The sequence below is a fragment of the Reyranella sp. genome, from assembly GCF_017305915.1.
In the GTDB taxonomy this organism is placed as follows: domain Bacteria; phylum Pseudomonadota; class Alphaproteobacteria; order Reyranellales; family Reyranellaceae; genus Reyranella.
Genome location: NZ_JAFKJN010000009.1, coordinates 63,056 through 87,554 on the forward strand (window position 1 = coordinate 63,056; position 24,499 = coordinate 87,554).

The 24,499-nt window shown below is 67.7% G+C and carries 23 protein-coding genes and 1 tRNA gene; 8 read left to right on the top strand and 16 right to left on the bottom strand.

Annotation, left to right across the window (positions count from 1 at the left end):
- The first annotated feature begins 6 nt into the window (after positions 1-6).
- Positions 7-1,155 (top strand): adenosyl-hopene transferase HpnH, encoded by a 1,149-nt coding sequence (gene hpnH, locus J0J01_RS06655; protein ID WP_296379455.1) that lies wholly within the window; start codon positions 7-9, stop codon positions 1,153-1,155.
- On the opposite strand, the gene J0J01_RS06660 is transcribed toward hpnH, so the two are convergent.
- The 8 genes from J0J01_RS06660 to J0J01_RS06695 are packed head-to-tail and all read right to left on the bottom strand — an operon-like array spanning position 1,078 to position 9,841.
- Positions 1,078-1,761, bottom strand: coding sequence for a phosphorylase (locus tag J0J01_RS06660; protein ID WP_296379456.1), 684 nt, complete (start codon positions 1,759-1,761; stop codon positions 1,078-1,080). The two genes, hpnH and J0J01_RS06660, sit on opposite strands and share 78 nt — an antisense overlap.
- The gene (gene shc, locus J0J01_RS06665) at positions 1,761-3,692 is read right to left on the bottom strand and encodes a squalene--hopene cyclase (protein WP_296379457.1); all 1,932 of its coding nucleotides are present in this window, start codon (positions 3,690-3,692) and stop codon (positions 1,761-1,763) included. Before shc ends, J0J01_RS06660 begins: the two co-directional genes overlap by 1 nt.
- Positions 3,689-4,939 (bottom strand): hydroxysqualene dehydroxylase HpnE, encoded by a 1,251-nt coding sequence (gene hpnE / locus J0J01_RS06670; protein ID WP_296379458.1) that lies wholly within the window; start codon positions 4,937-4,939, stop codon positions 3,689-3,691. The genes shc and hpnE overlap by 4 nt, the downstream gene beginning before the upstream one ends.
- On the bottom strand, positions 4,936-5,784 hold the full coding sequence (hpnD, locus tag J0J01_RS06675; protein ID WP_296379459.1) for a presqualene diphosphate synthase HpnD: 849 nt from the start codon (positions 5,782-5,784) through the stop codon (positions 4,936-4,938). Before hpnD ends, hpnE begins: the two co-directional genes overlap by 4 nt.
- Positions 5,781-6,665 (bottom strand): squalene synthase HpnC, encoded by an 885-nt coding sequence (gene hpnC / locus J0J01_RS06680; protein ID WP_296379460.1) that lies wholly within the window; start codon positions 6,663-6,665, stop codon positions 5,781-5,783. Before hpnC ends, hpnD begins: the two co-directional genes overlap by 4 nt.
- The gene (locus J0J01_RS06685) at positions 6,662-7,813 is read right to left on the bottom strand and encodes a glycosyltransferase (RefSeq protein ID WP_296379461.1); all 1,152 of its coding nucleotides are present in this window, start codon (positions 7,811-7,813) and stop codon (positions 6,662-6,664) included. Before J0J01_RS06685 ends, hpnC begins: the two co-directional genes overlap by 4 nt.
- A complete protein-coding gene (gene hpnA, locus J0J01_RS06690) occupies positions 7,810-8,823 on the bottom strand; it encodes a hopanoid-associated sugar epimerase (protein ID WP_296379462.1) in 1,014 nt (337 codons plus the stop codon). Before hpnA ends, J0J01_RS06685 begins: the two co-directional genes overlap by 4 nt.
- On the bottom strand, positions 8,798-9,841 hold the full coding sequence (locus J0J01_RS06695) for a hypothetical protein (protein WP_296379463.1): 1,044 nt from the start codon (positions 9,839-9,841) through the stop codon (positions 8,798-8,800). The genes hpnA and J0J01_RS06695 overlap by 26 nt, the downstream gene beginning before the upstream one ends.
- Before the next feature lie 131 nt (positions 9,842-9,972).
- Between J0J01_RS06695 and J0J01_RS06700 the strand changes: the two genes are divergently transcribed.
- Positions 9,973-10,719 (top strand): DUF1849 family protein, encoded by a 747-nt coding sequence (locus J0J01_RS06700; protein WP_296379464.1) that lies wholly within the window; start codon positions 9,973-9,975, stop codon positions 10,717-10,719.
- Here the strand turns inward: J0J01_RS06700 and J0J01_RS06705 are convergent.
- Positions 10,702-11,865, bottom strand: a complete 1,164-nt coding sequence (locus J0J01_RS06705; protein ID WP_296379465.1) for a glycosyltransferase family 87 protein — start codon at positions 11,863-11,865, stop codon at positions 10,702-10,704. The genes J0J01_RS06700 and J0J01_RS06705 overlap by 18 nt on opposite strands.
- 222 nt (positions 11,866-12,087) lie before the next feature.
- On the opposite strand from J0J01_RS06705, the gene J0J01_RS06710 reads away from it, so the two are divergent.
- The gene (locus J0J01_RS06710; protein WP_296379466.1) at positions 12,088-13,065 is read left to right on the top strand and encodes a tripartite tricarboxylate transporter substrate binding protein; all 978 of its coding nucleotides are present in this window, start codon (positions 12,088-12,090) and stop codon (positions 13,063-13,065) included.
- Between the two features lie 31 nt (positions 13,066-13,096).
- Here J0J01_RS06710 and J0J01_RS06715 read toward each other — a convergent pair whose 3' ends face one another.
- Positions 13,097-13,363, bottom strand: a complete 267-nt coding sequence (locus tag J0J01_RS06715) for a hypothetical protein (protein ID WP_296379467.1) — start codon at positions 13,361-13,363, stop codon at positions 13,097-13,099.
- A 62-nt stretch (positions 13,364-13,425) separates the two neighbouring features.
- A tRNA-Ser gene (locus tag J0J01_RS06720) sits at positions 13,426-13,515 on the bottom strand.
- A gap of 106 nt (positions 13,516-13,621) precedes the next feature.
- Here J0J01_RS06720 and J0J01_RS06725 point away from each other — a divergent pair.
- The 4 genes from J0J01_RS06725 (at position 13,622) to J0J01_RS06740 (ending at position 16,270) form a co-directional block, all read left to right on the top strand.
- Positions 13,622-13,969: a hypothetical protein gene (locus J0J01_RS06725; RefSeq protein WP_296379468.1), complete on the top strand. Its 348-nt coding sequence runs from the start codon at positions 13,622-13,624 to the stop codon at positions 13,967-13,969.
- Positions 13,970-14,033: 64 nt separating this feature from the next.
- A complete protein-coding gene (locus J0J01_RS06730; protein WP_296379469.1) occupies positions 14,034-15,134 on the top strand; it encodes an LLM class flavin-dependent oxidoreductase in 1,101 nt (366 codons plus the stop codon).
- A gap of 4 nt (positions 15,135-15,138) precedes the next feature.
- Positions 15,139-15,900, top strand: coding sequence for an SDR family NAD(P)-dependent oxidoreductase (locus J0J01_RS06735; RefSeq protein ID WP_296379470.1), 762 nt, complete (start codon positions 15,139-15,141; stop codon positions 15,898-15,900).
- A 19-nt stretch (positions 15,901-15,919) separates the two neighbouring features.
- Positions 15,920-16,270, top strand: coding sequence for a hypothetical protein (locus J0J01_RS06740; RefSeq protein ID WP_296379471.1), 351 nt, complete (start codon positions 15,920-15,922; stop codon positions 16,268-16,270).
- 317 nt (positions 16,271-16,587) lie between these two features.
- Here the strand turns inward: J0J01_RS06740 and lepA are convergent, their stop codons facing one another.
- The 5 genes from lepA to rpmI form a co-directional block, all read right to left on the bottom strand.
- A complete protein-coding gene (lepA, locus tag J0J01_RS06745) occupies positions 16,588-18,390 on the bottom strand; it encodes a translation elongation factor 4 (protein ID WP_296379472.1) in 1,803 nt (600 codons plus the stop codon).
- A gap of 117 nt (positions 18,391-18,507) precedes the next feature.
- Positions 18,508-20,904, bottom strand: a complete 2,397-nt coding sequence (gene pheT, locus J0J01_RS06750) for a phenylalanine--tRNA ligase subunit beta (RefSeq protein ID WP_296379473.1) — start codon at positions 20,902-20,904, stop codon at positions 18,508-18,510.
- Positions 20,901-21,980 carry a phenylalanine--tRNA ligase subunit alpha gene (gene pheS / locus J0J01_RS06755; protein WP_296379474.1) on the bottom strand — a complete coding sequence of 360 codons (1,080 nt, stop codon included), beginning with the start codon at positions 21,978-21,980 and terminating at the stop codon, positions 20,901-20,903. Before pheS ends, pheT begins: the two co-directional genes overlap by 4 nt.
- Positions 21,981-22,064: 84 nt before the next feature.
- The gene (rplT, locus tag J0J01_RS06760) at positions 22,065-22,421 is read right to left on the bottom strand and encodes a 50S ribosomal protein L20 (protein ID WP_296379476.1); all 357 of its coding nucleotides are present in this window, start codon (positions 22,419-22,421) and stop codon (positions 22,065-22,067) included.
- A gap of 6 nt (positions 22,422-22,427) precedes the next feature.
- Positions 22,428-22,631: a 50S ribosomal protein L35 gene (rpmI, locus tag J0J01_RS06765; protein WP_296379478.1), complete on the bottom strand. Its 204-nt coding sequence runs from the start codon at positions 22,629-22,631 to the stop codon at positions 22,428-22,430.
- A 221-nt stretch (positions 22,632-22,852) separates the two neighbouring features.
- On the opposite strand from rpmI, the gene J0J01_RS06770 reads away from it, so the two are divergent.
- Positions 22,853-24,493, top strand: a complete 1,641-nt coding sequence (locus J0J01_RS06770) for an ABC transporter substrate-binding protein (protein WP_296379480.1) — start codon at positions 22,853-22,855, stop codon at positions 24,491-24,493.
- Positions 24,494-24,499: the final 6 nt, after the last annotated feature.

The following is a 24,499-nucleotide window of genomic DNA, read 5'->3' on the forward strand; positions in this document are numbered from 1 at the left end:
GGCGTCGTGGGAATTCCTCTGCTGCAGGCGGCCCGCATCGGGGCCTATGTGCTGCGCCAGCATCTTGTCGGGCGCAAGCGCTATCCGCTGGTGCTGATGCTGGAGCCGTTGTTCCGCTGCAACCTGGCCTGCGCCGGTTGCGGCAAGATCGACTACCCCGATGAGATCCTCAATCAGCGCCTGTCGTACGACGAGTGCATGGAGGCGATCGACGAATGCGGCGCGCCGGTGGTCTCGGTCGCCGGCGGCGAGCCGCTGCTCCATCGCGAGATGCCGCAGATCGTCAAGGGCTTCCTTGCGCGCAAGAAGTTCGTGATCCTGTGCACCAACGCGCTGCTGCTGGCCAAGAAGATCGACGACTTCCAGCCGCATCCGTCCTTCACCTGGTCGATCCATCTCGACGGCAACCAGGCGATGCACGACAAGTCGGTCTGCCAGGGCGGCGTCTACGACAAGGCGGTTGAGGCGATCCGGCTCGCCAAGTCGAAGGGCTTCCGAGTCAGCATCAACTGCACGTTGTTCAACGATGCCGATCCGGCGGCGGTCGCCGCCTTCTTCGACGACATGAAGACGCTGGGGCTGGACGGCATCACCGTCTCGCCGGGCTATGCCTACGAGCGCGCGCCCGACCAGCAGCACTTCCTCAACCGCACCAAGACCAAGGAGCTGTTCCGCGGTGTCCTGGCGCGCGGGCGGGGCGGGCGGAAGTGGCCGTTCAGCCAGTCGATCATGTTCCTGAACTTCCTCGCGGGGAACGAGGCCTATCACTGCACGCCGTGGGGCAACCCGACGCGCACCGTGTTCGGCTGGCAGAAGCCCTGCTATCTGCTGGGCGAAGGCTACGCCAAGACCTTCCGCGAGCTGATGGAAGACACCGAGTGGGACAAGTACGGCGTCGGCAACTACGAGAAGTGCGCCGACTGCATGGTCCATTCCGGCTTCGAGGCCTCGGCGGTGAAGGACATGATGCGTCACCCCGTTAAGGCGGCGGCGATCGCCCTGCGCGGCGTGCGCACCGACGGGCCGATGGCGAAGGACATTCCGATCGACCGTCAGCGGCCGGCGGAATTCGTCTTCTCACGGCACGTCGAGCACAAGCTCGCCGAGATCCGGACCGCAGAGTCCGGGTCCAAGCCGGCGGTGCCCGCGGAGTAGCGCGCGAAAGCTCCGTTCGGCCTCCCAGGCCGTGACGATCAAGCCGGGAAGCTGGCCCGGCTGCGCCAGCAGGCTGCGCAGGACAGCGGGCAGATCCATCCGACCGTCCGGCTTCATGCCGATGTGTGCGGCCGGCGGCAGCGTGCGGTGCGCCGGATCGCAGACGACGCGCGCCACCGCGAAGGGCAGGCGATGGCGCGCGGCCACGCGCGCCGCGACGTGCGATTCCATGTCCACGGCAAGCGCGCCGGTCGCGCGATGCAGCGCGGCCTTCTGCGTGACATCCGCCACGATGGTGTCGACGCCGAGCAGCAGGCCCCGGACGGCTTCGGGCAGGCGCGCCGCGAGGCGCTCCGTCCAACGGGAATCGGCTGCAATCGATTGGCCGTCGACAAGCACGCTGTCGGCCAGCACCCAGTCGCCCGCGCGCAAGCCGGGGGCGAGGCCGCCGGCGATGCCGATGCTGATGATGCCCCGTGCCGCGGCGGCGCGCGCGTCGAGCGTGGCCTCGAGCCGCTTTTGATCGCCGCCGCCCGCCACCGCCTCGATGTCCGGTCCGGCGACGATGCGCCGTTCGCGTTGCAGCCCGGTGGCAGCGAGGATCATCACATGCCGTGCGCGACGTGCTGGACGTTGCTGCGCCGCAGGTTGCGATAACGCGCCAGCGCCCAGAGCGCGAAGAACTTCGGGTAGCCGTGATAGCGCAGATAGAACACGCGCGGAAAACCGCCGCCGGTATAGGCGTCCTGCGGCCACAGGCCCGACCCATCCTGCGTGCGCTGCAGCCAGGCGATGCCGCGCTCGACGGCGGGATGCGCGACCTGCCCTGCCGCCATCAGTCCCAGCAATGCCCAGGCCGTTTGTGACGCGTTGGACGGCGCCGGTTCGTAGCCGCGATAGTCGAGCTTGTAGCTGGAGCAGTCCTCGCCCCAGCCGCCGTCGGCATTCTGGATCGAGACGAGCCAGTCTACGGCCTTGGCGACGCTCGGCGCGGTGGCGTCGAGGCCGGCGGCGTTCAGCGCGCACAGCGCCGACCAGGTGCCGTAGATGTAGTTGACGCCCCACCGGCCGAACCAGCTGCCGTCGGCCAGCTGCTCGCGTTCGAGATAGCCGAGCGCGTCCCGCATGCGTGCGCTGTCGGATTCGCCGAGCTGCGCCAGCATGCTGATGCAGCGCGCGCTCACGTCGGCGGTCGGCGGATCAAGCAGCGCGCCATGATCGGCGAACGGGATGTTGTTCAGGTAATGGTCGACGTTGTCGGCGTCGAAGGCGGCCCAGCCGCGGTTGCGGCTCTGCAGGCCGACGGTCCATTCGGTGGCGCGGTCGATCGCCTCGTCGTAGCCGGTGCCGGCCGCGAAGTCGCAGCGCGCGCGGTCCATGGCCATGACGATCACGGCGGTGTCGTCGAGATCGGGATAGTGCGCGTTGCGGTACTGGAAGGCCCAGCCGCCCGGCCGCACCTCCGGCCGCCGCTCGGCCCAATCGCCCTTCACCTCGCACTCCTGCAGCGGCAGCAGCCAGGAGAGGCCGCGTTGCGCGGCGGCGACCGCATCCTTGCCGCCGACCTCCATCAGGGCGTGGCTGACCAGCGCCGTATCCCACACCGGCGAGACGCAGGGCTGGCAATAGGCCTCGTCCTTGCGGATCACCAGAAGCTTGTCGAGCGCATGGCGGGCGATGGCGCGGTCAGGATGCTCCGGCGGGTAGCCCAGGGCGTCGTACATCATCACCGCGTTGGCCATGGCGGGATAGATAGCGCCCAGCCCGTCCTCGCCGTTGAGCCGCTCGGTGACGAACTGCAGGCAGCGGTCGATCGCGCGACGGCGCATCGACTTGGGCCAGAACGGCTCGACCACCTTGAGCACGCGATCCAGCCCGTTGAAGAAGAGAGCCCAGCCGCGCTTCTGATGGCTCGGCGGCTTGGGCGGCAGCTTGTCGGCCGGCACGAAAAGCTCGGGGAGGCGCACGCCTCGCGGGTTGCGCGCCCGCACCTTGAGCGCGGCCAGCACCAGCAAGGGCACCATCACGGTGCGCGCCCAGTAGGACATGCGCGACAGGTGGATGGGGAACCAGCGCGGCAGCAGGATCAGCTCGACCGGGATGGTCGGCACGTCGTTCCACGAGAGCTCGCCGAACTGCGCCAGCAGAATGCGCGTGAAGACGTTGGCCCGCAGCAGGCCGCCATGCGCCAGGATCGCGTCGCGCGCCCGCACCATGTGCGGCGCGTCCGAGCTGTCGCCGATCGTCTTCAGGCAGAAATAGGCCTTTATCGACGCGCTGATGTCGAAGGCGCCGCCATGGAACAGCGGCCAGCCGCCATGGCCGCCCTGGATGCGGCGCAGGTAGACGCCGATCTTGCGCTCGAGCTCCGGGTCGTCCGGCTCGCCGAGATACTGGCGCAGCAGGACGTACTCCGAGGGAATCGTCGCGTCGGCCTCGAGCTCGAATACCCAATGCCCATCGCCACGCTGTTCTCCGAGCAGCGCCTGCGTCGCACGGCCGATGGCAAATTCGAGATCGTCGGGTTTGTCGTTCATGATGAAACAAGTGCTGCGGCACGCTCTCCGGAACGCAGAGCGCCCTCGATCGTCGCCGGCAACCCTGTAGCGGTCCAATCGCCTGCGAGGAAGAGGTTGGACCAGCGTGTGGCCGATGCAGGGCGTCGCACCTCCTGCGCCGGCGTGGCGGCGAAGGTGGCGCGCTTCTCCTTGACGATGCGACAAGGCGGCGTCGTGCGGGGCAGGTCATGAACCGCAGCGACGTCCTGCCACAGCAGGTCGGCCAGGGCCTGTGTATCGGTGTCGATCAGGCGGTCGGCGGCGCTCACGGTGACGGACAGCCTGTCGTCGAAGGCGAAGACCCATTCCGCGGTGCCGCCGATCAGGCCGGTGATGAGCGGTGTCCCGGCCGGCGGAACCGATTTGAAATGCGCATTGACGATGGCGCAGAACGCGTCGGGCGCGACGAGGCCGGGCAGCAGCTCCTGGGCGGTCCAGGGCGGCACCGCGAGGATGATGCGATCGTGCGGTCCCAGTTCCTCTTCGCCGTCTGCGAAAGCCAAACCCGCTACCTTGCCATCCTTCAGCTTCAGCGCGGCCAGGCGACGCCCGAGGCGGACGTCCGCTCCCGATCGGGCGAGGTGCTGCAGCGCCGGGTCGACGAACGCCGCGGCCAGGCTCGGCGTGGCGACACGGGGCTGGATGCTGCGGCCGCCCTTGGCGAAGGTCTCGCGCATCACCGCGCCGGCGAGATCCGCCGATGCGTCTTCGGGCGGCGTATTGAGCACGGACACCAGCAGCGGCCGCAGGAACTTCTCCCAGAGGACTCCGCGGCACGGCAGCACTTCGTCGATGCGCCGGCCGGGATGGCGCCGGATCAGGCTGGCGATGGCGAGATAGTCGGAGGGACGCGTGGCGGGCACGCGTCGCTTGGCATCCAGGATCCACCAGGGAAGGAGGCCGTCGTTGGGACGCAGCGTCCATGTGCGGCGCGCGGCGACATCGAAGAAAGGAAAGGCGGCCGTGGCTGGCCCCATGATCCGATCCTCTGCCCCGATGGCGCGCAGATAGCGGCCGACAGCCGGGTTGCCGGACAGCACGAGGTGATTGCCGTTGTCGATCACCATCCCGAGCTGGCCGTCGTGATAGGAACGGCAGCGTCCGCCGGCCTGTCGCGCCGCTTCCGACAGCACGACGCGCACGCCACGGTCCGCGAGCGCGACCGCCGCCGACAATCCGGCCAGTCCCGCTCCCACGACATGGACGCAGCCGGGCCTGGAGGTCATCCCAGCAAGCTGCATCGCGCGACGATCCACAGCAGCCGCGGCTTGCCGATGCGGAGATGCGGGCGCGGCGGCGCCCAGCCCTGCGCCAGCATGTCCTGCAGCAGCGTGCCGTAAACGGCGGCCATCAGTCTCGGCGCCAGCAGCCGGCCCTTCGGCCTGCCGCGCATCAGCCGGCCGGCGGCCGCGAAGTGATCGAGGGTCCGTGCGGCCAAGGCGCGGCAGGCGCCGTCGACCCTTGCGTCGCCGATCGCGGCCTGCGGATCGGTCGTGGCGATGCCGGCCTGCTTCAACAGCTCGCGCGGCAGGTACAGGCGGCCGATGGCGGCATCCTCGTCGAGGTCGCGCAGGATGTTGGTGAGCTGCAGGGCCCGGCCCAGCTCATGCGCCAGCTCGAGGCCGGGCTGGGTCTCCATGCCGAAGATGCGCGTCGACAGGCGGCCGACCGCCGACGCCACCCGGTCGCAGTAGAGATCGAGCGTGGCGAGATCGGGCGCCCGGATGTCGGCGGCAACGTCCATCTCCATGCCGTCGACGACGGCCAGGAAATCCGCCTGTTGCAGGCCGAAGGCCCGCACGGCCTCCTCGAGGAACGCGGCCCGCCCCGCCGGCTTTCCGTCGTAGAGCGCGGCGAGGTCGGTGCGCCAGTCGTCGAGCTCGACCGCGCGCAGCGGCCTGGGGCGTGTGCCGTCGTCGGCGATGTCGTCGACCATGCGGCAGAAGCGATAGATGGCGAACATCGCTGCGCGCTCGGCCTTCGGCAGGATGCGCATGGCGAGGTAGAAGGAGCTGCCGGACACCTGCGCCTGCAGCGCCTGGTCATCGGCGTCGGCCTGCTGGATGGTCATCCGCGCCCACCACGCAACCGGGGTTGCTTGTGGCGCCCTATCCCGCCGAGCCAGCCGATCGCGACGCCGAACGCGCCGCGCAGGGAGAGGCCGACGGCCTCGATCGGGCGATGATGGACACGCTCCGACAGCGGATCGCGGCGCCTGAGGCGAACGACGAGGTCCTCCGCCAGAGCCTGGATGACGCCGACCTCCAGGGCCAGGCGCCGGTCGGCGATTCCACCGGCAAAGGAGCGCGACTGTTCCAGCAGGCTGCCGGTGCGGTTCGCCAGGGCCGAGAGGGTGCGCCGCAATCCGGTCGAGGCTTGCGCGGCTGCAAGAGCTTCGACGGTCTCGCCCTGCGCCGCCAGCGCATCGAGCGGGATGTAGACGCGATCGAGCGCGCGATAGTCCTTGGCGCAATCCTGCAGGTGGTTGATCACCTGCAAAGCAGTGCAGAGCGCGTCGTTGGCGGGCCACAGTGTCGTCGGCTCGCCGTGCAGGTCGAGCACGAAACGCCCGACCGGCGACGCCGAATAGCGGCAGTAGTCCATGAGCTCGGACCAGTCGGCGTAGCGCCGCTTGGTGACGTCGCGGCGGAACGCCTCCAGGAGATCGAGCGCGTGCTGGTCGGTGACGCCGCGCGCCTGCAGCACGACGCGCAGCGCCGCGCCTTCTGCGTTGGCGCCGGCATCGCCGCGCAACGCGGCTTCCATGCGCGCCAACTGGTCGAGCTTCTGCCGCTCGTCGGCCTGCGGATGATCCGCGACGTCGTCGGCGGCGCGCGCGAATCGATAGAAGGCCAGGATCGGCGCCCGCAGCTCGCGGCGCACGAGCCACGAGGCGACCGGGAAGTTCTCGTCCCGATGGCCCTTACCCGAAGCGAAATCGGCGGACGTCACGGCTCGCTCACCATCGCCTGGGCGCGGCCTTTCCACATGCCGCCGCGACCGCGCCAGACCGCCAGCGCGGACTGCACGGTGAACAGCGTGTAGGAAGCGGCGGTCGCCGGCAGCGCAAGTCCCCAGAGCGGCGAGATGCGGTAGAAGCGCAGCATCGGCTGGAAGGCCACCGCCATCAGCAGCCAGGCGCCAAGTCCGGCCATCTGCGCGAGCCCGGAGCCGAACAGCGCCAGGAGGACCGGCACCAGATAGGTGACGACCATGCCGGCGACGGTCCCGGCCAGCAGCAGCGGCGAGTAGTCGAGCTGCGCGTAGGCGGAGCGCGAGACCATGTGGCCGATGTCCCATAGCCCGCCGTAGGGCCTGAGACTCGTGGCGCGCCGCGTCAGGCCGAGCCAGATCGGGCCCTCGGCCTTCAGTTGGCGGGCGAGCGCACAGTCGTCGATGATATTGGCGCGGATCGCCGCGATGCTGCCGGCCCGTTGCAGCGCGTCGCGCTTCACCAGCATGCAGCCGCCGGCAGCGGCCGCGAGGTGCCGCTTCCGGTCGTTCACCCAGGCGAAGGGGTAGAGCATCTGGAAGAAGAAGACGAAGGCGGGGATCAGAAAACGTTCGGCCCAGCTTCGGCAGGAGAGCTCGGCCATCAGCGACACCAGGACGAGGCCATCGCGCTCGGCGCGGGCCGCCAGGGAGCGCAGCGCATCGGGCGCGTGGCCGATATCGGCATCGGTCAGCAGAATGTAGTCCGGTTCGCCCGACGCGGTGGCCTGCTGCACGCCCTGCTGCTGGGCCCACAGCTTGCCGGTCCATCCCGCCGGTAGCGCCGACCCGCGTAGAACTTGCAGGCGTTCATCGTTGCCGGCAGCAGCCAGGGCCTTGGCCGCGGTGCCGTCCTCGCTGCCGTCGTCCACCAGCACGATGCGGAAGGAACCGGGATAGTCCTGGCGCATCAGGCTCGAGATCGAGTGCGCGATCACGTCGGCTTCGTTGCGGGCGGGCACGACGGCCACGACGCTCGGCCATCGCGCCGGCGGCGGAAGGTTCTCGCGGTCGTCACGCTCGCGCGTCAGCCAGAAGCCGCCGCGCGCGGCCACCAGGCAGAGCCAGATCGCGAACGCCAGCAGGCCAAGAGCCGTCACCGCGCTCATGTCAGGTAACCGGCCTTGCGGAACCACGCGAGCGCGTCGATCACGCCCTCCTGATAGGCGCGGGCGCGATAGCCCAGCTCGCGCTCGGCCTTCGCCGAGGTGAAGAACATGTGATAGCGCGACATGCGCAGGGCATCGACAGTCAGCAGCGGTTCCTTGCCGGTGATGCGCGCGAACGCTTCGGCGCCGTAGGCGAGGGGAAAGAGCGGCGCGCGCGGCAGGCGGATGCGCGGCGCGCGCCGACCGGCGGCATCGGCGATCGTCGCCAGCAACTTGCGCAGCGGCACGTTCTCGCCGCCCAGGATGTAGCGTTCGCCGATCCGGCCGCGCTCGAAGGCCAGCAGATGGCCCTCCGCGATGTCGTCGACATGCGCGAAGTTCAGGCCGGTGTCGACGAAGGCCGGGATCCGGCCGCGCGCCGCATCGAGAAGAATGCGCCCCGTCGGCGTCGGCTTGATGTCGCGCGGGCCGATCGGCGTCGTCGGGTTGACGATGACGGCCGGCAGCCTGTCGCGCTGGGCCATGGCCTCGACCGCGCGCTCCGCCAGGGTCTTGCTCCGCTTGTAGGTGCCGATCGCCTCGTCGGGGGAAAGCGGCGCGCTTTCATCGACCGGTTTCGTTGCGCCCGCCACCTTCAGGGCGGCGACGCTGCTGGTGTAGACGACGCGCTCGACGCCCGCGGCCAGCGCTTCCTGCATCAGGGTGCGGGTGCCCTCGACGTTGACGCGCAGGATGACCGAGGGATCGCGCGCCCAGAACCGATAGTCGGCCGCGACATGGAAGAGATAGCGCACTCCCTGCAGCGCAGTGCCGAGCGACGGCCGGTCGGTGAGGTCGCCGGCCACGATCTCGCAAGCCAGGTCCGCAAGGTTGTCGCGCGGGCTGGTCGGACGGACGAGCGCGCGCACCTCGGCGCCGCGGGCAACCAGCGCGCGCGCGACCGCCGACCCGAGGAAGCCGGACGCTCCCGTCACCAGGACGCGATCACCCGCCTGCAGGGCTGCCTTCATCGATCCGACCTGCGTCGTCGCTCCGCCTTTTGCGCGTCCATGGCCTCGTCAGGAAGAGACCTAGTCTCACGAGAGCCGGGATCGCCTTCGGCCGCACGAGGCGCGCATCATACCCGGCGAAGCGACGGTCGTTCTCTTCCAGGCAGATGGTCATCAGATCGCGCACCCCGATCTCGACCGGCGTGACGGCCTGGGCGCTGCTCATGGTGAAATTGCTGTCCTGGCCGGTGCCCATGCCGTTCGACTTCATGCTGCGCGCGAGGACCAGCCGCTCCCACGCGATGTAGACCCAGGCGGCCGCGACGCGAAGCTCGAAGACGATGCGCCGCCACCACGGCAAAGAGGCCCTCTGCCAGGCCACCAGGTTGGCGAACAGCAGGATATGGCGGCACTCCTCCTGGATCACCGGCTCGAAGGTCTGCACCAGCGCGAGAGGGAAGAAGCCCGACCGTCGCGCGAGCTCGAACAGGCCGAAGGCGAAGAAGCTGTCGATGCATTCGCAGTAGCCGGTGACGAGATACATCCACTCCGGATCGCGCGGCACGCGATAGGCGGGCTCGGGGCCGAGCGCGATGCCGTAGGTTTTGGCCAGATTCGACAGTACCTCCTTGTGCCGGTTCTCCTCCCAGGCGTTCAGCATCAGGGCGTCGCGGATCTCGGGTGTCGGAGTGATGGCGGCGTACGACGCGAAGCGCAGCCGCGCGCGGCCCTCCGTATGCACGGCGATGTCCCAGATCGGCAGCGACGTCACCCGCCGCAGCATGTCGGGGCTGAGCTGGGGCCAGGCGATGACGGCCGGCCGATACGGATTGAAGGTCTCGCGAAACATCTTGCACGCTTCGCGCCGATGGTCCGGCGTGCCCACGCGCAACTCTCCGGCATGGTCGCTGGTCCAGAAGCGCGAAGTGCGATCCGCCGCCTCGAGAGCCTCGGGCGGCGGCAGTCCATCCGGCAGCTCGGGAGGCGCAAAACCGATCGCCGCCATCTTGGCGGTGAAAAGGTCGCTGTTATCGGTCATGTCGGTACGAATGTGAGCATTCGCGGCCGGAACGTCCAGTCTGCTCGAGGATATGCCGGCATTGACCGGTCGGCATCCCACCCTCATCGTAAACCTCGATGCGAGCGCTGTTGTGCGTCCTCCCGGTGGCCATGCTGCTTCTTGCGCAAGGTGCCGCAGCCCAGGTGCAGCCACACCGGGCGGAATACGTCCTGCGACTGGGTTCGGCGATCAACGCGCCGCGCGTCGGCACCGCGACGCAGGATCTCGCGCTCGACTGCGCTGGCTGGCATCTCAAGCGCGACGTCAAGGGTGAGGTGCCCCTGACCTCGACATGGAAATTCAGCCTCGTCTCCCTGCTCGACAGCGAGGAGCGCCGCTCCGGCGACGACCTGCGCTACCGCGCGCTGCAGGTCCAGAACGGCACCGAGCGTGAGGTGCGCGGCACGGTGCGGCGCGCCAACGGCGAGCTGCGCGCCGAGATCACGTCGCCGGACGGCCCGGCGCACCTGCGGCTGCCGCCGCTCACCATGATGCCGGTCGCGTCGATCGACTACATCATCGACAAGCTGCGCACCGGCACGGGGGCGTTTCCCGCGCTGACGTTCGATGCCCAGGGGACCAATGACGCCTCGCGCGTCGACGTCACGCAGATCGACGACAGCGCCATTCGCCGCCGGCCGCCGGCGGACAAGCCGGTCGTCGTGCCGGGACGGTCGTGGCCGGTGTCGATGAGCTTCACGAAAGGCGTCAACGAGCAGCAGAAGCCGCTCTTCGCCTTCAGCGCGCGGCTCTTCGACTCGGGCGTGCTGGACCACGTGACGGTCAACGCCGACGTCGTCACGGTGTCGGCCGATCTGCAGGCGCTGGAGATGCGCCCGCTACCCCGCTGCCGCTAAAGGCTTGCGCCGCAGGATCGCGGCGGCGGCGATCACGAGAACGATCAGGCCAATGGCGGGGAGCGACCAGTACACGGTGTCGTTGCCGATCCCCGAAGGGTCGGTTCGGCCGCCGGACAGGACGATCGAATAGATGAGGATTCCCCAGCCGGTCGTCAGCCAGGTCAGGCCGCACAGCAGGACACTCTCCCACGTTCTCGTCCGCGCCAGCAGGTCGGGCAGGACATAGGCGATCGCCAGTCCCAGGATCGCAAGATCGTAGTCGTAGTTGTAGGGGCTGATGAACAGGGAGCCGACCGTCGTCCCGGCCATGACCAGCCGGGTGTCCGTGGCCCTGAACCACAGCGCGACGATGCCGAACACCGCAACGAGAGCGCCGAGGGCGTGAACGCCGAGTGCGGTTGCGGCATCGAGCCCGAAGGACCGAACGCACGCGTAGATCGAGGTCATCCGGAAGAGGGGATAGTGACCCGCTTCGAGGAGGGCGGTCGATTCGCGCGCCGCATTCGCGAACGCCGTCCAGATGCCGGCGCCCCACATCGCCGTGCACAGCAGGGAGGTGACGATCACCACCGCGGCCGCGATGGCCAGGGCGGCCAAGCGTTTGCCCAGGAGAGCCAGCAGCGCGCTGCCGACGGCGAGATGCGGCTTGATCACCATGAGGCCGAGCGGAATGCCGGCGCTGGCCTTGCGCTTGTCGAACGCCAGGAGGAACCAGCCGATCAAGGCGCCGGTCAGGAAACCGTTCTGCCCGGTCCGGATCAGCAGGACGAACGTCATAACCGTGGCGATGGCGACACCGGGCAACAGCGGTCCCGCTAGTCGCGAGAGCACCAGCAGATAGAGCGCGAGCGTGAGCCCGGTGAACAGGCCGAAGGCCACACCGACCGGCGGGATCGCGAGCGCCATGGCGACGGCGGTGAATTGCGGCGGATAGGTCCAGGGCATGAACTCGGCGCGCCCGATCATCCGCTTCTGGGCGTCGAAGAGGAGCTGCGTGGAGTAGGCCTGCTCGGTCTTCCCTTCCAGCGCCAGCCGTCCGGAAATGCTGAAGGCGTCGAAGTCGTTGAGGTCCTTTTCGCGTCCGAGCAGTTGCGGTGCCTGGAAAAGAATGGCCGACACCACCATCAACAGGACCCCGGCCATAGCCATCATCCGCAAGAGGCGTTGGCTGGAGGCGATCGGATAGCGGGTTGCCGCGGACTGCATGTGAGGCGGACATTCCCGCAGGTTTTTCATCCGCTCAAGTCATTCCGCCTGGAAGAGCGAGCCCCTTCTACTTTCTCGCGCACCGGGTGTAATCTTTTTCCGTCGTGCGCTCAGATGGATGGCAAGTCCGCGAGGTAGCGCAGACAGGGGAGGCGCATCGTGAAGTTTACCCGCCGCACATTCTTGAATCTGGCTGCGGGTGCAGCGGCGTTGCCGGGCCTGTCCCGTCTTGCGCAGGCGCAAGCCTGGCCGTCACGGGCGGTACGCATCGTCGTCGGCTTTCCCCCCGGCGGGGCGACCGACATCCAGGCGCGCCTGATGGGCGAATGGCTGACCGGGCGCCTCGGCCAGCAATTCATCGTCGAGAACAAGCCCGGTGCCAGCGGCAACATCGGAACCGATACGGTCGCCAAGGCGCCCGCGGATGGTTACACGCTGCTGCAGGTCGTGACCCCCCACGCGATCAATTCGGCGCTCTACAGCAACCTCACGTTCGACTTCATCCGGGACATCGCGCCGGTCGTCTATGTCGCGCGGCTGGCTTACATCGTCGTGGTGAATCCGTCGGTCCCCGTCACGACAATCCCCGAGCTCATCGCCTATGCCAAGGCCAACCCGGGCAAGATCAACTACGGGTCGGCCGGCCAGGGCACGCCGCAGAACATTTCCTGCGAGCTCTTCAAGATGATGGCCGGGGTGAATCTGGTGCACGTCCCGTATCGCGGGGGCGCGCCTGCGGTCCAGGATCTGATGGCCGGCCAGGTGCAGGTGATCTTCGCACCGGTGTCGGAAGCGATCCAGCACGTCAAGGCCGGCAAGCTGCGGGCGCTCGCGGTAACGACCGCGAAACGGTTGGACGTGTTGCCGGACCTGCCACCGATCGGAGATTTCCTGCCGGGTTATGAGGCCAGCGGCTTTGCGGGCATCGGCGTGCCCAAGAACACGCCGCCCGAAATCATCGATAGGCTGAACAAGGAGATCAATGCCGCCCTCGCCGACGCCAGGATCAAGGAACGGATCGTCGAGCTGGGCGGCACGGTGATCGGGGGCTCGGCCGCGGAATTCGGGACGATCATCTCGGAGGCCACCGAAAAGTGGGCGAAGGTGATCAAGGTCGCGGGCATCAAGGCGGAATAGGCCGGGTCGCCGGTTGCGAAACCGGCGTCTGTCATCGCCTGAGCCCCAACATACCGGCCGCCGCGAAGTAGACGGTGCCGCTCAACAAATGCAGCCACCTCGTTGCCGATGAATGGCGAACGTATTCGCGGATGACTGCAAAGACGGAGAAGGCAGCGAGTATTCCGCCTCCGACGTACAGGCTGCGCCGAACGCCGTGCTGAGTAGCGACCGCCAGACCGAGCAGCATTGCCGGCCCCGGCATCGCCATCACGACGAATATCGCAATGGCCGCGTACCGCCAGTCGGTCAGGATCATGGTTGGCCCCGGATCTGCACCGTATACCGCCGAAGGCCGGCGTTCGCAGTTCGGTTCTGAAATGGCGGACAGGGCGGGATTCGAACCCGCGGTGGCTGTTACACCACGCACGCTTTCCAAGCGTGTGCCTTAAACCACTCGGCCACCTGTCCCGGTAACGGCCGCTCTTATAGCGCGGCCGGGGCTGGGGGCAACGCCATCTTCCCCCCATGCCGCCGCCTGGGGTACCCTGTCGCCACGGGGTTTTGGGGAGTTGTAATGGTCCTGTTCCGGGCCTTGGGATGGATTCTGCTGGCACTGGCCATCAGCGCGGTCGTCTTCGACGCCCTCAGCTGGTGGTCCGACGGCGCCTTCCGGCTGCTGGCCTTGGGCGACCTGTGGTCGCGGCTCGATCTCGGCTCGCTGAACGCCCTGCAGCAGGATCTCTCGGGCGCGGTCTGGAGCCGGCTGCTGATGCCGATCCTCAGGGTGCCTGCGCTGCCGGCCTTCGTGATCGCCGGCGTCCTCTTCCTGTGGCTCGGCCGGCGCGTCGGCAGCCGGGCCGAGCCGAGCTTCCTGGGCGGCAGCCGCCCGCCGAGACGGAAACGGAGCCGCGGCCTCTCCTGAGCCGATTGTCTTGATCGGCCGTCCGTGAAACCCTCCGGGTCAAGAACGACGCGGAGGAAGCACCATGGACGTAGGCATGATGATGGTCTTCGCCAGCTACGGCTGGGAGGATTGCTCCGACGATCGCGTCTGGAAGGAAGAGATCCGCCTCGCCCGCCTGGCCGCCGATAGCGGCTTCGACTGCCTGTGGTCGGCCGAGCACCATTTCAACGACTACTCCTTCGTGCCCGACAACCTGCAGCTCATGAGCTACCTGACGGCGCGCCATCCGCACATGGATGTCGGCACGGCCGCCGTCATCCTGCCGTGGCACGACCCGCTGCGCGTCGCCGAGAACGCCGCCGTGCTCGACCTGCTGAGCGGCGGCAAGCTGCGCTTCGGCATGGGCCGCGGCCTGGCGCGGCGCGAGTTCGCGGTGTTCCGCCAGAACATGGACGAATCGCGCGGCCGCTTCGACGAAGCTGCGCCGATGATCGTCAATGCGCTCCGGACCGGCTTCATCGAGGGCAACGGCCCGTACTACCGGCAGCCGCGCACCGAGATCCGGCCGCGGCCGCAGCATTCCTTCGACGGCCGCATCTATGCCGTTGCCTCGAGCGAGGACTCCATCGACTCGGCGGCCAAATTAGGCGCCCACATGGTGATGTTCGCCGACCGGCCGTGGGAGATGCGCGCGCCCAACATCGAGCGCGGCCGCGCCCTGCATCGCCAGTATCACGGCACCGAGCCGCCGACGGCGATGCTGACCGAGTTCTGCGTCTGCGGCCCCAACCCGATCGGGCTGGAAGACGAGGCGCGGCGCTACCAGGGCAAGTTCGTCGAGAGCAACTTCCACCACTACGAATTCCTCGGCGAGCACTTCAAGACGGTGAAGGGTTACGACTCCTACCAGCAGAAGGCCGATCTCGCCCGCAAGGGCGGCGGGCTGGAGGGCGCGATCGCCGGCTTCATGCAGGCCGCGTCCTGGGGCACGCCCGACAAGATCCTGCGCGGGCTCGAGGCGCGGCGGAAGCTGCTCGGCGACTTCGAGATGAACGTCGCCTTCCGCTTCGGCGGCACGCCCTACGAGGTGGCCGAGCGCGGGCTAAAACTGTTCGCCAAGGAAGTGCTGCCGGTGGTCAAGAAGTGGGGTCCGGCCAAGGCGACCGCCCAGGCGGCGGAGTAACACCATGCGTTTCACCAACAAGGTCGCGCTGATCACCGCGGCGGCCAACGGCATCGGCCGCGCGACCGCCGAGATCATGGTCCGCGAGGGCGCCACGGTGGTCGCCGTCGACAACCACCAGGATCGCCTCGAGGAGGCGATGGCGTCGCTGAAGCGCCACGGCCGCGCCGAGGGCCGGCTGGCCGACGCGCTGGCGCCGGCCGAGGTCGATGCGCTGGTGGCGGACGTCGCCAAGCAGCACGGGGCGATCGACATCCTGGTCAATGCGGTCGGCGGCAGCACGGTGATCGCCAACCCGCAGGCGACCACCGAGCAGATGAGCTTCGCCGACTGGCAGAAGCTGATCGCCTTCAATCTCGACGGCACCTTCCTGGTGACGCACGCGGTCATCCCGGTGATGAAGCGCCAGCGCAGCGGCAAGATCGTCAACCTGGCCTCGATCGCCGGCCGCGGCCTCAGTGTCAACAGCTCGAGCGCCTATGCGGCGGCCAAGGGCGGCATCATCGCCTTCACCCGCAAGCTCGCGCACGAGCTCGGGCCCGAGGGCATCAACGTCAACGCGATCGCGCCCAGCGTGACGCTGACCGAGCGCATCCGGCCGCACTGGGAGAAGCGCTCGCAGGCGGCCCAGGCCGAGGAGATCGAGCGCACGCCGCTGCGCCGCGTCGCCCTGCCGGAGGACCAGGCGCGGGTGATCTGCTTCCTGGCCTCGGCCGATGCCGATTTCGTCACCGGACTCACGATCGACGTCACCGGCGGCGTCTAACGCAAAAAGAGGACTGAACATGCCGATCGCCAAGAAGTACCTGTTCATCGTCAGCATGGACGTGCAGGCGGACAAGGAAGCGTTGTTCAACGAGGTCTACGACAAGGAGCATGTGCCGCTGCTCGGCAAGGTGCCGGGCGTCGGCGCGATCACCCGGCTCAAGACCGTGCCGGCCGCCTTCAACATCGGCGGCGAGCGCAAGACGCTCGACGGCGCCGGCATGGCGCACTACGTCGCGATCTACGAGCTCGACAGCCCCGACGTGCTGCTCAGCAAGGAATGGGCGGAAGCCGGCGAGAAGGGCCGCTGGCCCAAAGAGGTGCGGCCCTACACCCTCAACCGCAGCCACGTCGTGCGGCAGGTGCTCTGACGCCGGGAGCGCGGCACTCCAGTGCCGCTCTTTTCTTTTTGTTGAAATGAAAATCGTCGGCGCCCGAGCCGCGTGATTGCTGGGGTTTTGCGTTCGAAGGCATGAGCGGCACTGGAGTGCCGCTCTCCCAGCAACTCATTATGGGCAATAGAACGCGATTTTTGCCACGTTTTTCGAGGCTTTTCTGGCGTTCCATTGCCCATAATAGGGGAACGACGCGAGGGCGCGTACGCTGCGCCTGCATGCGTTCACGCGCTTCCCCTCAGCGGTTTCAGCCGTTTTCGCCGTTTTTGGCGACATCACCGATTAAGCGGGCGCTAGCGGCTGTCCATCTTCAGCGCCGCGATGAAGGCGGACTGCGGAATCTCCACGTCGCCGATCTGGCGCATCCGCTTCTTGCCCTTCTTCTGCTTCTCCAGAAGCTTCTTCTTGCGGCTGATGTCGCCGCCGTAGCACTTGGCCAGCACGTCCTTGCGCAGCGCGCTGATCGTCTCGCGGGCGATCACCCGGCCGCCGATCGCCGCCTGGATGGCGATCTTGAAGAGCTGGCGCGGGATCAGGTCCTTCAGCCGCTCGCACAGCGCGCGGCCGCGGCTTTCGGCGGCGGCCTTGTGCACGATCATCGAGAGTGCATCGACCGGCTCGGAGTTGACCAGGATGGTGAGCTTCACCAGCTCGCTCTCCTCGTAGCCCATCATCTCGTAGTCGAAGCTGGCATAGCCGCGCGTCACCGACTTCAGCCGGTCGTAGAAATCGAACACCACCTCGTTCAGCGGCAGCTTGTAGACCGCCATGGCGCGGGTGCCGGCGTAGGTCAGCTCGATCTGCTGGCCGCGCCGCTCCTGGCAGAGCGTGAGGACCGAGCCGAGATGTTCGTCCGGCGTGATGATGGTCGCCTTGATCCACGGCTCCTGTATCGATTCGATCTTCATCGGATCGGGGTAGTCGGCCGGATTGTGCAGCTCCATCTCCGTGCCGTCGGTCATCTTGACCTTGTAGACGACCGAGGGCGCGGTGGTGACGAGGTCGAGGTTGAACTCGCGTTCCAACCGCTCCTGGATGATCTCGAGATGCAGCAGCCCGAGGAAGCCGCAGCGGAAGCCGAAGCCAAGCGCCGCGCTGGTCTCGGGCTCGAAATGGAACGAGGCGTCGTTGAGCCGGAGCTTGCTCAGCGACTCGCGCAGGGTCTCGAACTCGGCGGCGTCGGCCGGGAACAGGCCGCAGAACACCACCGGCACCGACGGCTTGAAGCCGGCCAGCATCTCGGTCGCGGGCTTGCGGTCGTCGGTGATCGTGTCGCCGACCTTGCAGTCGGCGATGGTCTTGATGCCGGCGATGATGAAGCCGATCTCGCCCGGGCCGAGCTCGGCCACGTCCGTGGGCTTGGGCGCGAAGATGCCGACCTTGTCGAGGTCGTAGGCCGCGCCGACCGCCATCATGCGGATGCGCAGGCCCTTCTTCAGCACGCCGTCCTGCACCCGCACCAGCGTTACGACGCCGAGGTACGGGTCGTACCAGCTATCGACCAGCAGGGCTTTGAGCGGCGCGTTGCGGTCGCCCCTGGGCGGCGGCAGGCGCTTGACCATCGCTTCGAGCAGATCGTCGATGCCGATGCCGGTCTTGGCCGAGACCCTGACCGCGTCCGACGTGTCGATGCCGACCACGTCCTCGATCTCCTTGGCGACGCGCTCGGGATCGGCGGACGGCAGGTCGATCTTGTTGAGGACCGGGATGATCTCGTGGTTGGCGTCGATCGCGTGATAGGCGTTGGCCAGGGTCTGCGCCTCGACGCCCTGGGAGGCATCGACCACCAGCAGCGAGCCCTCGCAGGCGGCGAGCGAGCGGCTGACCTCGTAGGCGAAGTCGACGTGGCCCGGCGTGTCCATCAGGTTCAGGACGTAGGTCTTGCCGTCCTGCGCCGGATAGTTGAGCCGCACGGTCTGCGCCTTGATGGTGATGCCGCGCTCGCGCTCGATGTCCATCGAATCGAGCATCTGGTCGTGGAACTCGCGCTCGGTCACCGCCCCGCAGCGCAGCAGCAGCCGGTCGGCCAGCGTGCTCTTGCCGTGGTCGATATGGGCAATGATCGAGAAATTGCGGATCAACGACAGGTCGGTCATTGGACTGGGCACTTACACCAAAGGAATTCTGTCATCCTGAGCGAAGCGAAGGATCTAGCGCTTCGACACCGCGTTGTCGGACCCTTAGGTCCTTCGCTTCGCTCAGGACGACAAGGGCTAACCACGCAATACTGCCCCCGTTGCCTTGGCGACGGCAGCGACAACTTTGTTCGAAACAGCCTCGATCTCGGCATCCGTGAGCGTGCGCTCCATCGGTTGCAGCGTGACGGCGATGGCGAGCGACTTCTTGCCGCCCGGCACGCCCTTGCCGGCATAGACGTCGAACACGCGCGCCCCGGCGATCAGCGCCTTGTCGGCGTTGCGCGCGGCGCGGACCAGCTTGTCGGCCTCGACCTCGGCGTCGACCAGGAAGGCGAAGTCGCGCTCGACCGGCTGGAACGGCGACAGCACGAGCTTGGGCCGCGCCTTGGTCGCCTTGGCCTTGGGCAGCGGCGGCGCCTCGATGAACACCTCGAAGGCCGCGACCGGGCCCGTGAGGTCGGTCCCGGTCAGGATCTGCGGATGCAGCTCGCCGAAATGCGCCATCACGCGATCGCCGAGCTTGATCACGCCGGATCGGCCGGGGTGATACCAGTCCGGCGCGCCGGTCGTGGCGCTGAGATTGTCGGGCGCGCCGATCGCGGCGAGCACCGCGAGCGCATCGGCCTTGGCGTCGAACACATCGACCGTGCGGGTCGGGCCCGCCCAGTTGCGCGGCACCGCCATGTTGTGGCGCACGCCGGCGGCGACCATGCGCTGGCCGGTAGGCGTGGCGTCCTTGTAGATCGGGCCGACCTCGAACAGCGCCGGATCGACGAGGCCGCGCGCCTCGTTGCGCGACGCGGCATCGATCAGGTTGGGCAGGATCGACGGCCGCATGGTGTCGAGCGTGGCGTCGATCGAGTTCAAGAGGCGCAGATCCTCGCCGCCGCCGCCGAACCGCTCGGCCTTGGCGCGCGGCAGGAAGGACCAGGAAACGGCCTCGCTCATGCCGCGGCCGGCGAGCGCCCGGCGCGCCTGCGGCACGCGGCGCTGCATCGGCGTGCGCACCGGCTTGGAGGTGGCGGAGAGCTGCGGCAGCGACGTGGTCGGGATGTGGTCGAAGCCGTGCACGCGCGTCACTTCCTCGACCAGGTCGGCCTCGCCGATGATGTCCGGGCGCCACGACGGCACCGCGGCGGTCCATGGCCCATCGCCGCTGATGCCGAAGCCGAGCTTGCTCAGGATGTCGGTCGTCTTGGTAGCCGGCACGTCGATCGCGGTCAGGCTCTTCACGCGGTCGGGGCGCAGGGCGTAGCTGCGCTGCCAATTCGGCATCACGCCACTGCGCGTGATCTCGCTCGTCTCGCCGCCGCACAGCTCGAGGATCAGGCGGGTGGCGACGTCGGTTCCCCATTCGACCGACTGAGGATCGATGCCGCGCTCGAAGCGATAGCGTGCGTCGGACTGGACGCCGAGCTTGCGCCCGGTCGAGGCGACGTTCATCGGCGTGAAATAGGCGACCTCGAGGAACACTTCGGTGGTGTCGGCCTGGACGCCGGTCTCCTCGCCGCCCATCACGCCGCCGATGCCGTGCGGCGCCTTGGAATCGGCGATCACCGCCACGCTCGGGTCGAGCGTGTAGGTCTTGCCGTCGAGCGCCAGGATCGTCTCGCCCTCGCGCGCCTGGCGCATGACCAGGTTGCCGGAGAGCTTCTTTGCGTCGAACACGTGCAGCGGACGGTTGAGGTCGAAGGTCACCAGGTTGGTGATGTCGACCAGGGTCGAGATCGGACGCAGGCCGATCGCCTTCAGCCGGCGCTGCAGCCAGTCGGGCGAGGGACCGTTCTTCAGTCCGCGGAAATGGCGGCCGACCACGATCGGACAGGGGCTGTCGGGCTTGGCTTCGTAGCCGTGCGTCCATTGGATCGGGCTCGCGTAGCTGCCCTTCACCCGCTCGGTCTTGAACGGCTTCAGGGTGCCGAGGCCCGCCGCCGCGAGATCGCGGGCGATGCCGTGCACGCCGAGGCAATCGCCTCTATTCGGCGTGACCTTGATCTCGATCACCGGATCGTCGAGGCCGAGCGCCTCGGCGGCCGGGAGGCCGGTCTTGGTCTCGGGCGGCAGGTCGATGATGCCGCTGTGATCGTCGCCGAGCTGCAGCTCGCGGGAGGAGCACAGCATGCCGTTGCTCTCCTCGCCGCGGATCTTGCTCGCCTTGAGGTGCAGGTCGGTGCCGGGGATGTAGCTGCCGGTCGGCGCGAAGATGCCCTTCATGCCGGTGCGCGCGTTGGGCGCGCCGCACACGACCTGGAGCACGCCCGAGCCGGTGTCGACCTTGCAGACGCGCAGGCGGTCGGCATTCGGATGCTGGATAGCCTCGACCACGTAGCCGACCACGAAGCCCTTCAAGGCCTCCGCCGGGTTGGTGATGCCCTCGACCTCGAGGCCGAGCATGGTCAGCGCGTCACGCACTTCCGTGAGCGTCGCGTGGGTGTCGAGATGCTCCTTCAGCCAGGAGAGCGTGAACTTCATCGCACGCCCTCCAGCACGGAGAAGCCGTAATGGCGCAACCACCTGAGATCGCTGTCGAAGAAGCTGCGCAGGTCGGGGATGCCGTACTTCAGCATGGCGATGCGATCGATGCCCATGCCGAAGGCGAAGCCCTGGTACACCGCAGGATCGAGGCCGCAACTGCGGATCACATTGGGATGCACCATGCCGCTGCCCAGGATCTCCAGCCACGAATCGCCGGCACCGACCCGGAGCTCGCCGTCCTTCCACGAGCAGCCGATATCGACCTCGGCCGACGGCTCGGTGAACGGGAAGTAGGACGGGCGGAAGCGGATCGGCAGCTCGTCGACCTCGAAATAGGCGCGGCAGAAATCGTACAGGCAGCCCTTGAGATGGCCCATGTGCGTCGTGCGGTCGATCACCAGGCCTTCGACCTGATGGAACATCGGCGTATGGGTCGCGTCGTTGTCGATGCGGAAGGTGCGGCCCGGCACGATGATGCGGAGCGACCCGCCGTCGGACAGCATCTTCTGCACGTCCTTGTCGAGCATGGTGCGCGCCTGCACCGGCGATGTGTGGGTGCGCAGCACCATCGGCGTGCCGTCGGCGCGCGGCGGCAGATAAAAGGTGTCCTGCATCTGCCGCGCCGGATGGTCGGGCGGGATGTTGAGGGCGGTGAAGTTGTGCCAGTCGTCCTCGATGTCGGGACCTTCGGCCCAGGTGAAGCCCATCTCGCCGAAGATCGCCGCCAGCTCGTCCATCACCTGGCCGATCGGATGCAAGGTGCCGCGGGTTTCGGGCCGCGCCGGCAGGGTGACGTCGACCTTCTCGTTGACGAGCCTGGCCGCGAGCGCTGCGCTGCCGAGCGTCGACTTGCGTGCCTCGATCGCCGCCTCGATCTCGCCCTTGAGCTGGTTCACGCGCGCGCCGAATTCCTTGCGCTGGTCGGGGGCGAGAGTGCCGAGCGTCTTCATCAGGCCGGTGACGCTGCCCTTCTTGCCGAGGGCGGCGACGCGCACGGCGTCGAGCGCGCCGAGATCGGCCGCCTGCTCGACGGCGCTCAGCGCCTCGTTACGGATCGTCGCAAGATCATCCATCGCCAACTCCAGACGAAAAGAGGGAGCCTGTGGCACAGGCTCCCTCTGGATTTCGTTTCCGGTGCGCCGTGCGGCGCGCGCGGATTACTTGAGGGCGGCCTGGGCCTGATCGACCAGGGCCTTAAACGCCGCCGGCTCGCGCGCGGCGAGATCGGCCATCACCTTGCGGTCGACTTCGACGCCGGCCTTCAGGATGCCGTTCATGAACTGCGAGTAGGTCATGCCGTGCTCGCGGACCGCGGCGTTGATGCGCTGGATCCACAGGCCGCGGAACGCGCGCTTCTTGTTGCGGCGATCGCGATAGGCGTACTGCAGGCCCTTCTCGACCTTCTCGATGCCGACGCGGAACGCCGCCTTGGCGCGACCGCGATAGCCCTTGGCGAGCTTCAGGACCTTCTTGTGACGAGCGTGTGCAGCCACGCCCCGCTTGACGCGTGCCATGGCGGATTACCTCTCGTACGGGAAAAAGTTGCGCTTGATGATGCGCGTATCGGGCTCGGAGACGATCGCCATGCCGGTCGCCTGGCGGATGAAGCGGGTGCTGCGCTTGGTCATGCCGTGGCGCTTTCCGACCACGCCATGCTTCACTTTGCCGGACGCCGTGAAGCGAAAACGCTTCTTGGCCCCGCTCTTGGTCTTCATCTTGGGCATTTTCTTTCCTTTTCAAAGGGTTACGTTAGGCGATCGAGGCAATGCCCTTTGGGCCAGACCGCCGGAAGAAGCGCGCTTATAGCGATGGCAATCCCGCGGTGCAAGCAGGGTGAGCTGCACCCGCGTCGCGACGTATTGCAGTTTCTTCGGACGCGACGGATAGTCGATTCACGCTGGCTGCAGAGCAAGAACGAGATAATCGAGCCAGTAGGGAGGTTCGCATGGCGCGGCTGATGCCGAGAGTGGCGACGCTTGTCCTTTTGCTGGGGTTCGCCTGGGCGGCGCCCGCCAACGCCCAGGACCAGAAAGGCACCCTTGTCTTCGCCGTCGAGACGCTCGGCGCCCAGACCCTCGATCCCATCCTCGAAGGCCGTCCCGGCAACGCCGTCTACCAGGCGGCGATGTACGATTCCCTGGTCGGCTTCAATCTCGAGAAGGGCGGCGTCGGGCCGGGTGTCGCCGAACGCTGGGAACTCGCCCCGGACGGCCTCACCTGGACCTTCCATATCCGGCCGGGCCAGACCTTCCACAACGGCGACAAGCTCACCGGTCACGACGTGAAGTTCAGCCTCGAGCGCCAGATGGGGCCGGGCTCGCTCGCCGCCGCGGCGGCGAGCATGCGGCGCACGATCAAGAGCATCGAGGTGGTCGATGACCTGACGGTCAAGGTGCACACCACCAGCCCACAGATCGGCCTGCCGGCGGGGTTGTCGCGCGCGGTCGCGCCGGAGGGCGCGATCATGCCCAAGGCCTATATCGAGAAGGTCGGCGAGGAGGAGTTCCGCAAGAAGCCGGTCGGCAGCGGCCCCTGGAAGTTCGTGCGCAACGTGCCCGGCGACCGCATCGAGTTCACCGCGGTGACCACGCCGCATTGGCGCGGCCGGCCCAACTTCAAGGATCTGACGATCCTGCTGGTGCCGGAGGAGAGCACGCGGGTGGCGATGGTGCGCACCGGCGAGGCGTCGATCGCGTCGATCGGTCCCGAGACCATGCTGGGCGCCACGCGGGCCGGCCTGGAGGTGCTGTCGGTGCCGGGCACGATGCAGGCGATCTTCCAGTTCTGGGGCACCTACAAGCCGGAGGTGAAGGACTCGCCGATCGCCAAGGTGCGCGTGCGCCAGGCGCTGTCGCTGGCGATCGACCGCAAGCAGGTGATCGAGCACGTCATGAACGGCAAGGCGCAGATGCCGTATCCGTTCTCGACCTTCGCCTACACCGACTATCTCAGCGCCGATCGCTGGAAGAAGTGGGCGGACGAGGCCTATCGCTACGATCCGGCGCTGGCCAGGAAGATCCTCGCCGAGGAAGGCTATCCCAACGGCTTCGAGCTCAAGTTCGCCAACACCGCTCTGCCCGGCACGCAGTTCATGGTCGATATCGGCACCGCGATCGCCGACATGTGGACCAAGGTCGGCGTCAAGGTGACGATCAAGCATTACGAATGGGGTTCGTTCGCGCCGATGGAGCGCGGCGACCAGGCCGGGCTGGTCGGCTGGGCCTCGATGTACCGCACGGCCGGGCGGCCCGATGCGCCGTGGCGCTACGACGGCGCCTTCTCGCCCGAGAGCACGCAGCGCCTGCTGGGCGACAAGGAGAATTGCCAGGAGACGTGCCAGGAGTTCGTGAAGACCTACCGCGCGCTTCTCGCCGAGCTCGATCGCGAGAAGCGCACGGCGCTGACCGACCGCATGGTCGAGCTGGTGACGAACGCGTGGACCGTGATCCCGATCATCGAGGGCATGGGCTACTACGCGATCAACACCAAGAAGGTCGGGCAGTTCCAGGCGATCGCCGGCCGGCACGAGCTGGGCGACGTGTTCGAGCGCATCCCGCGCCCCGAGCAGAAGCCCTGGAAGAAGTGAGCGTAG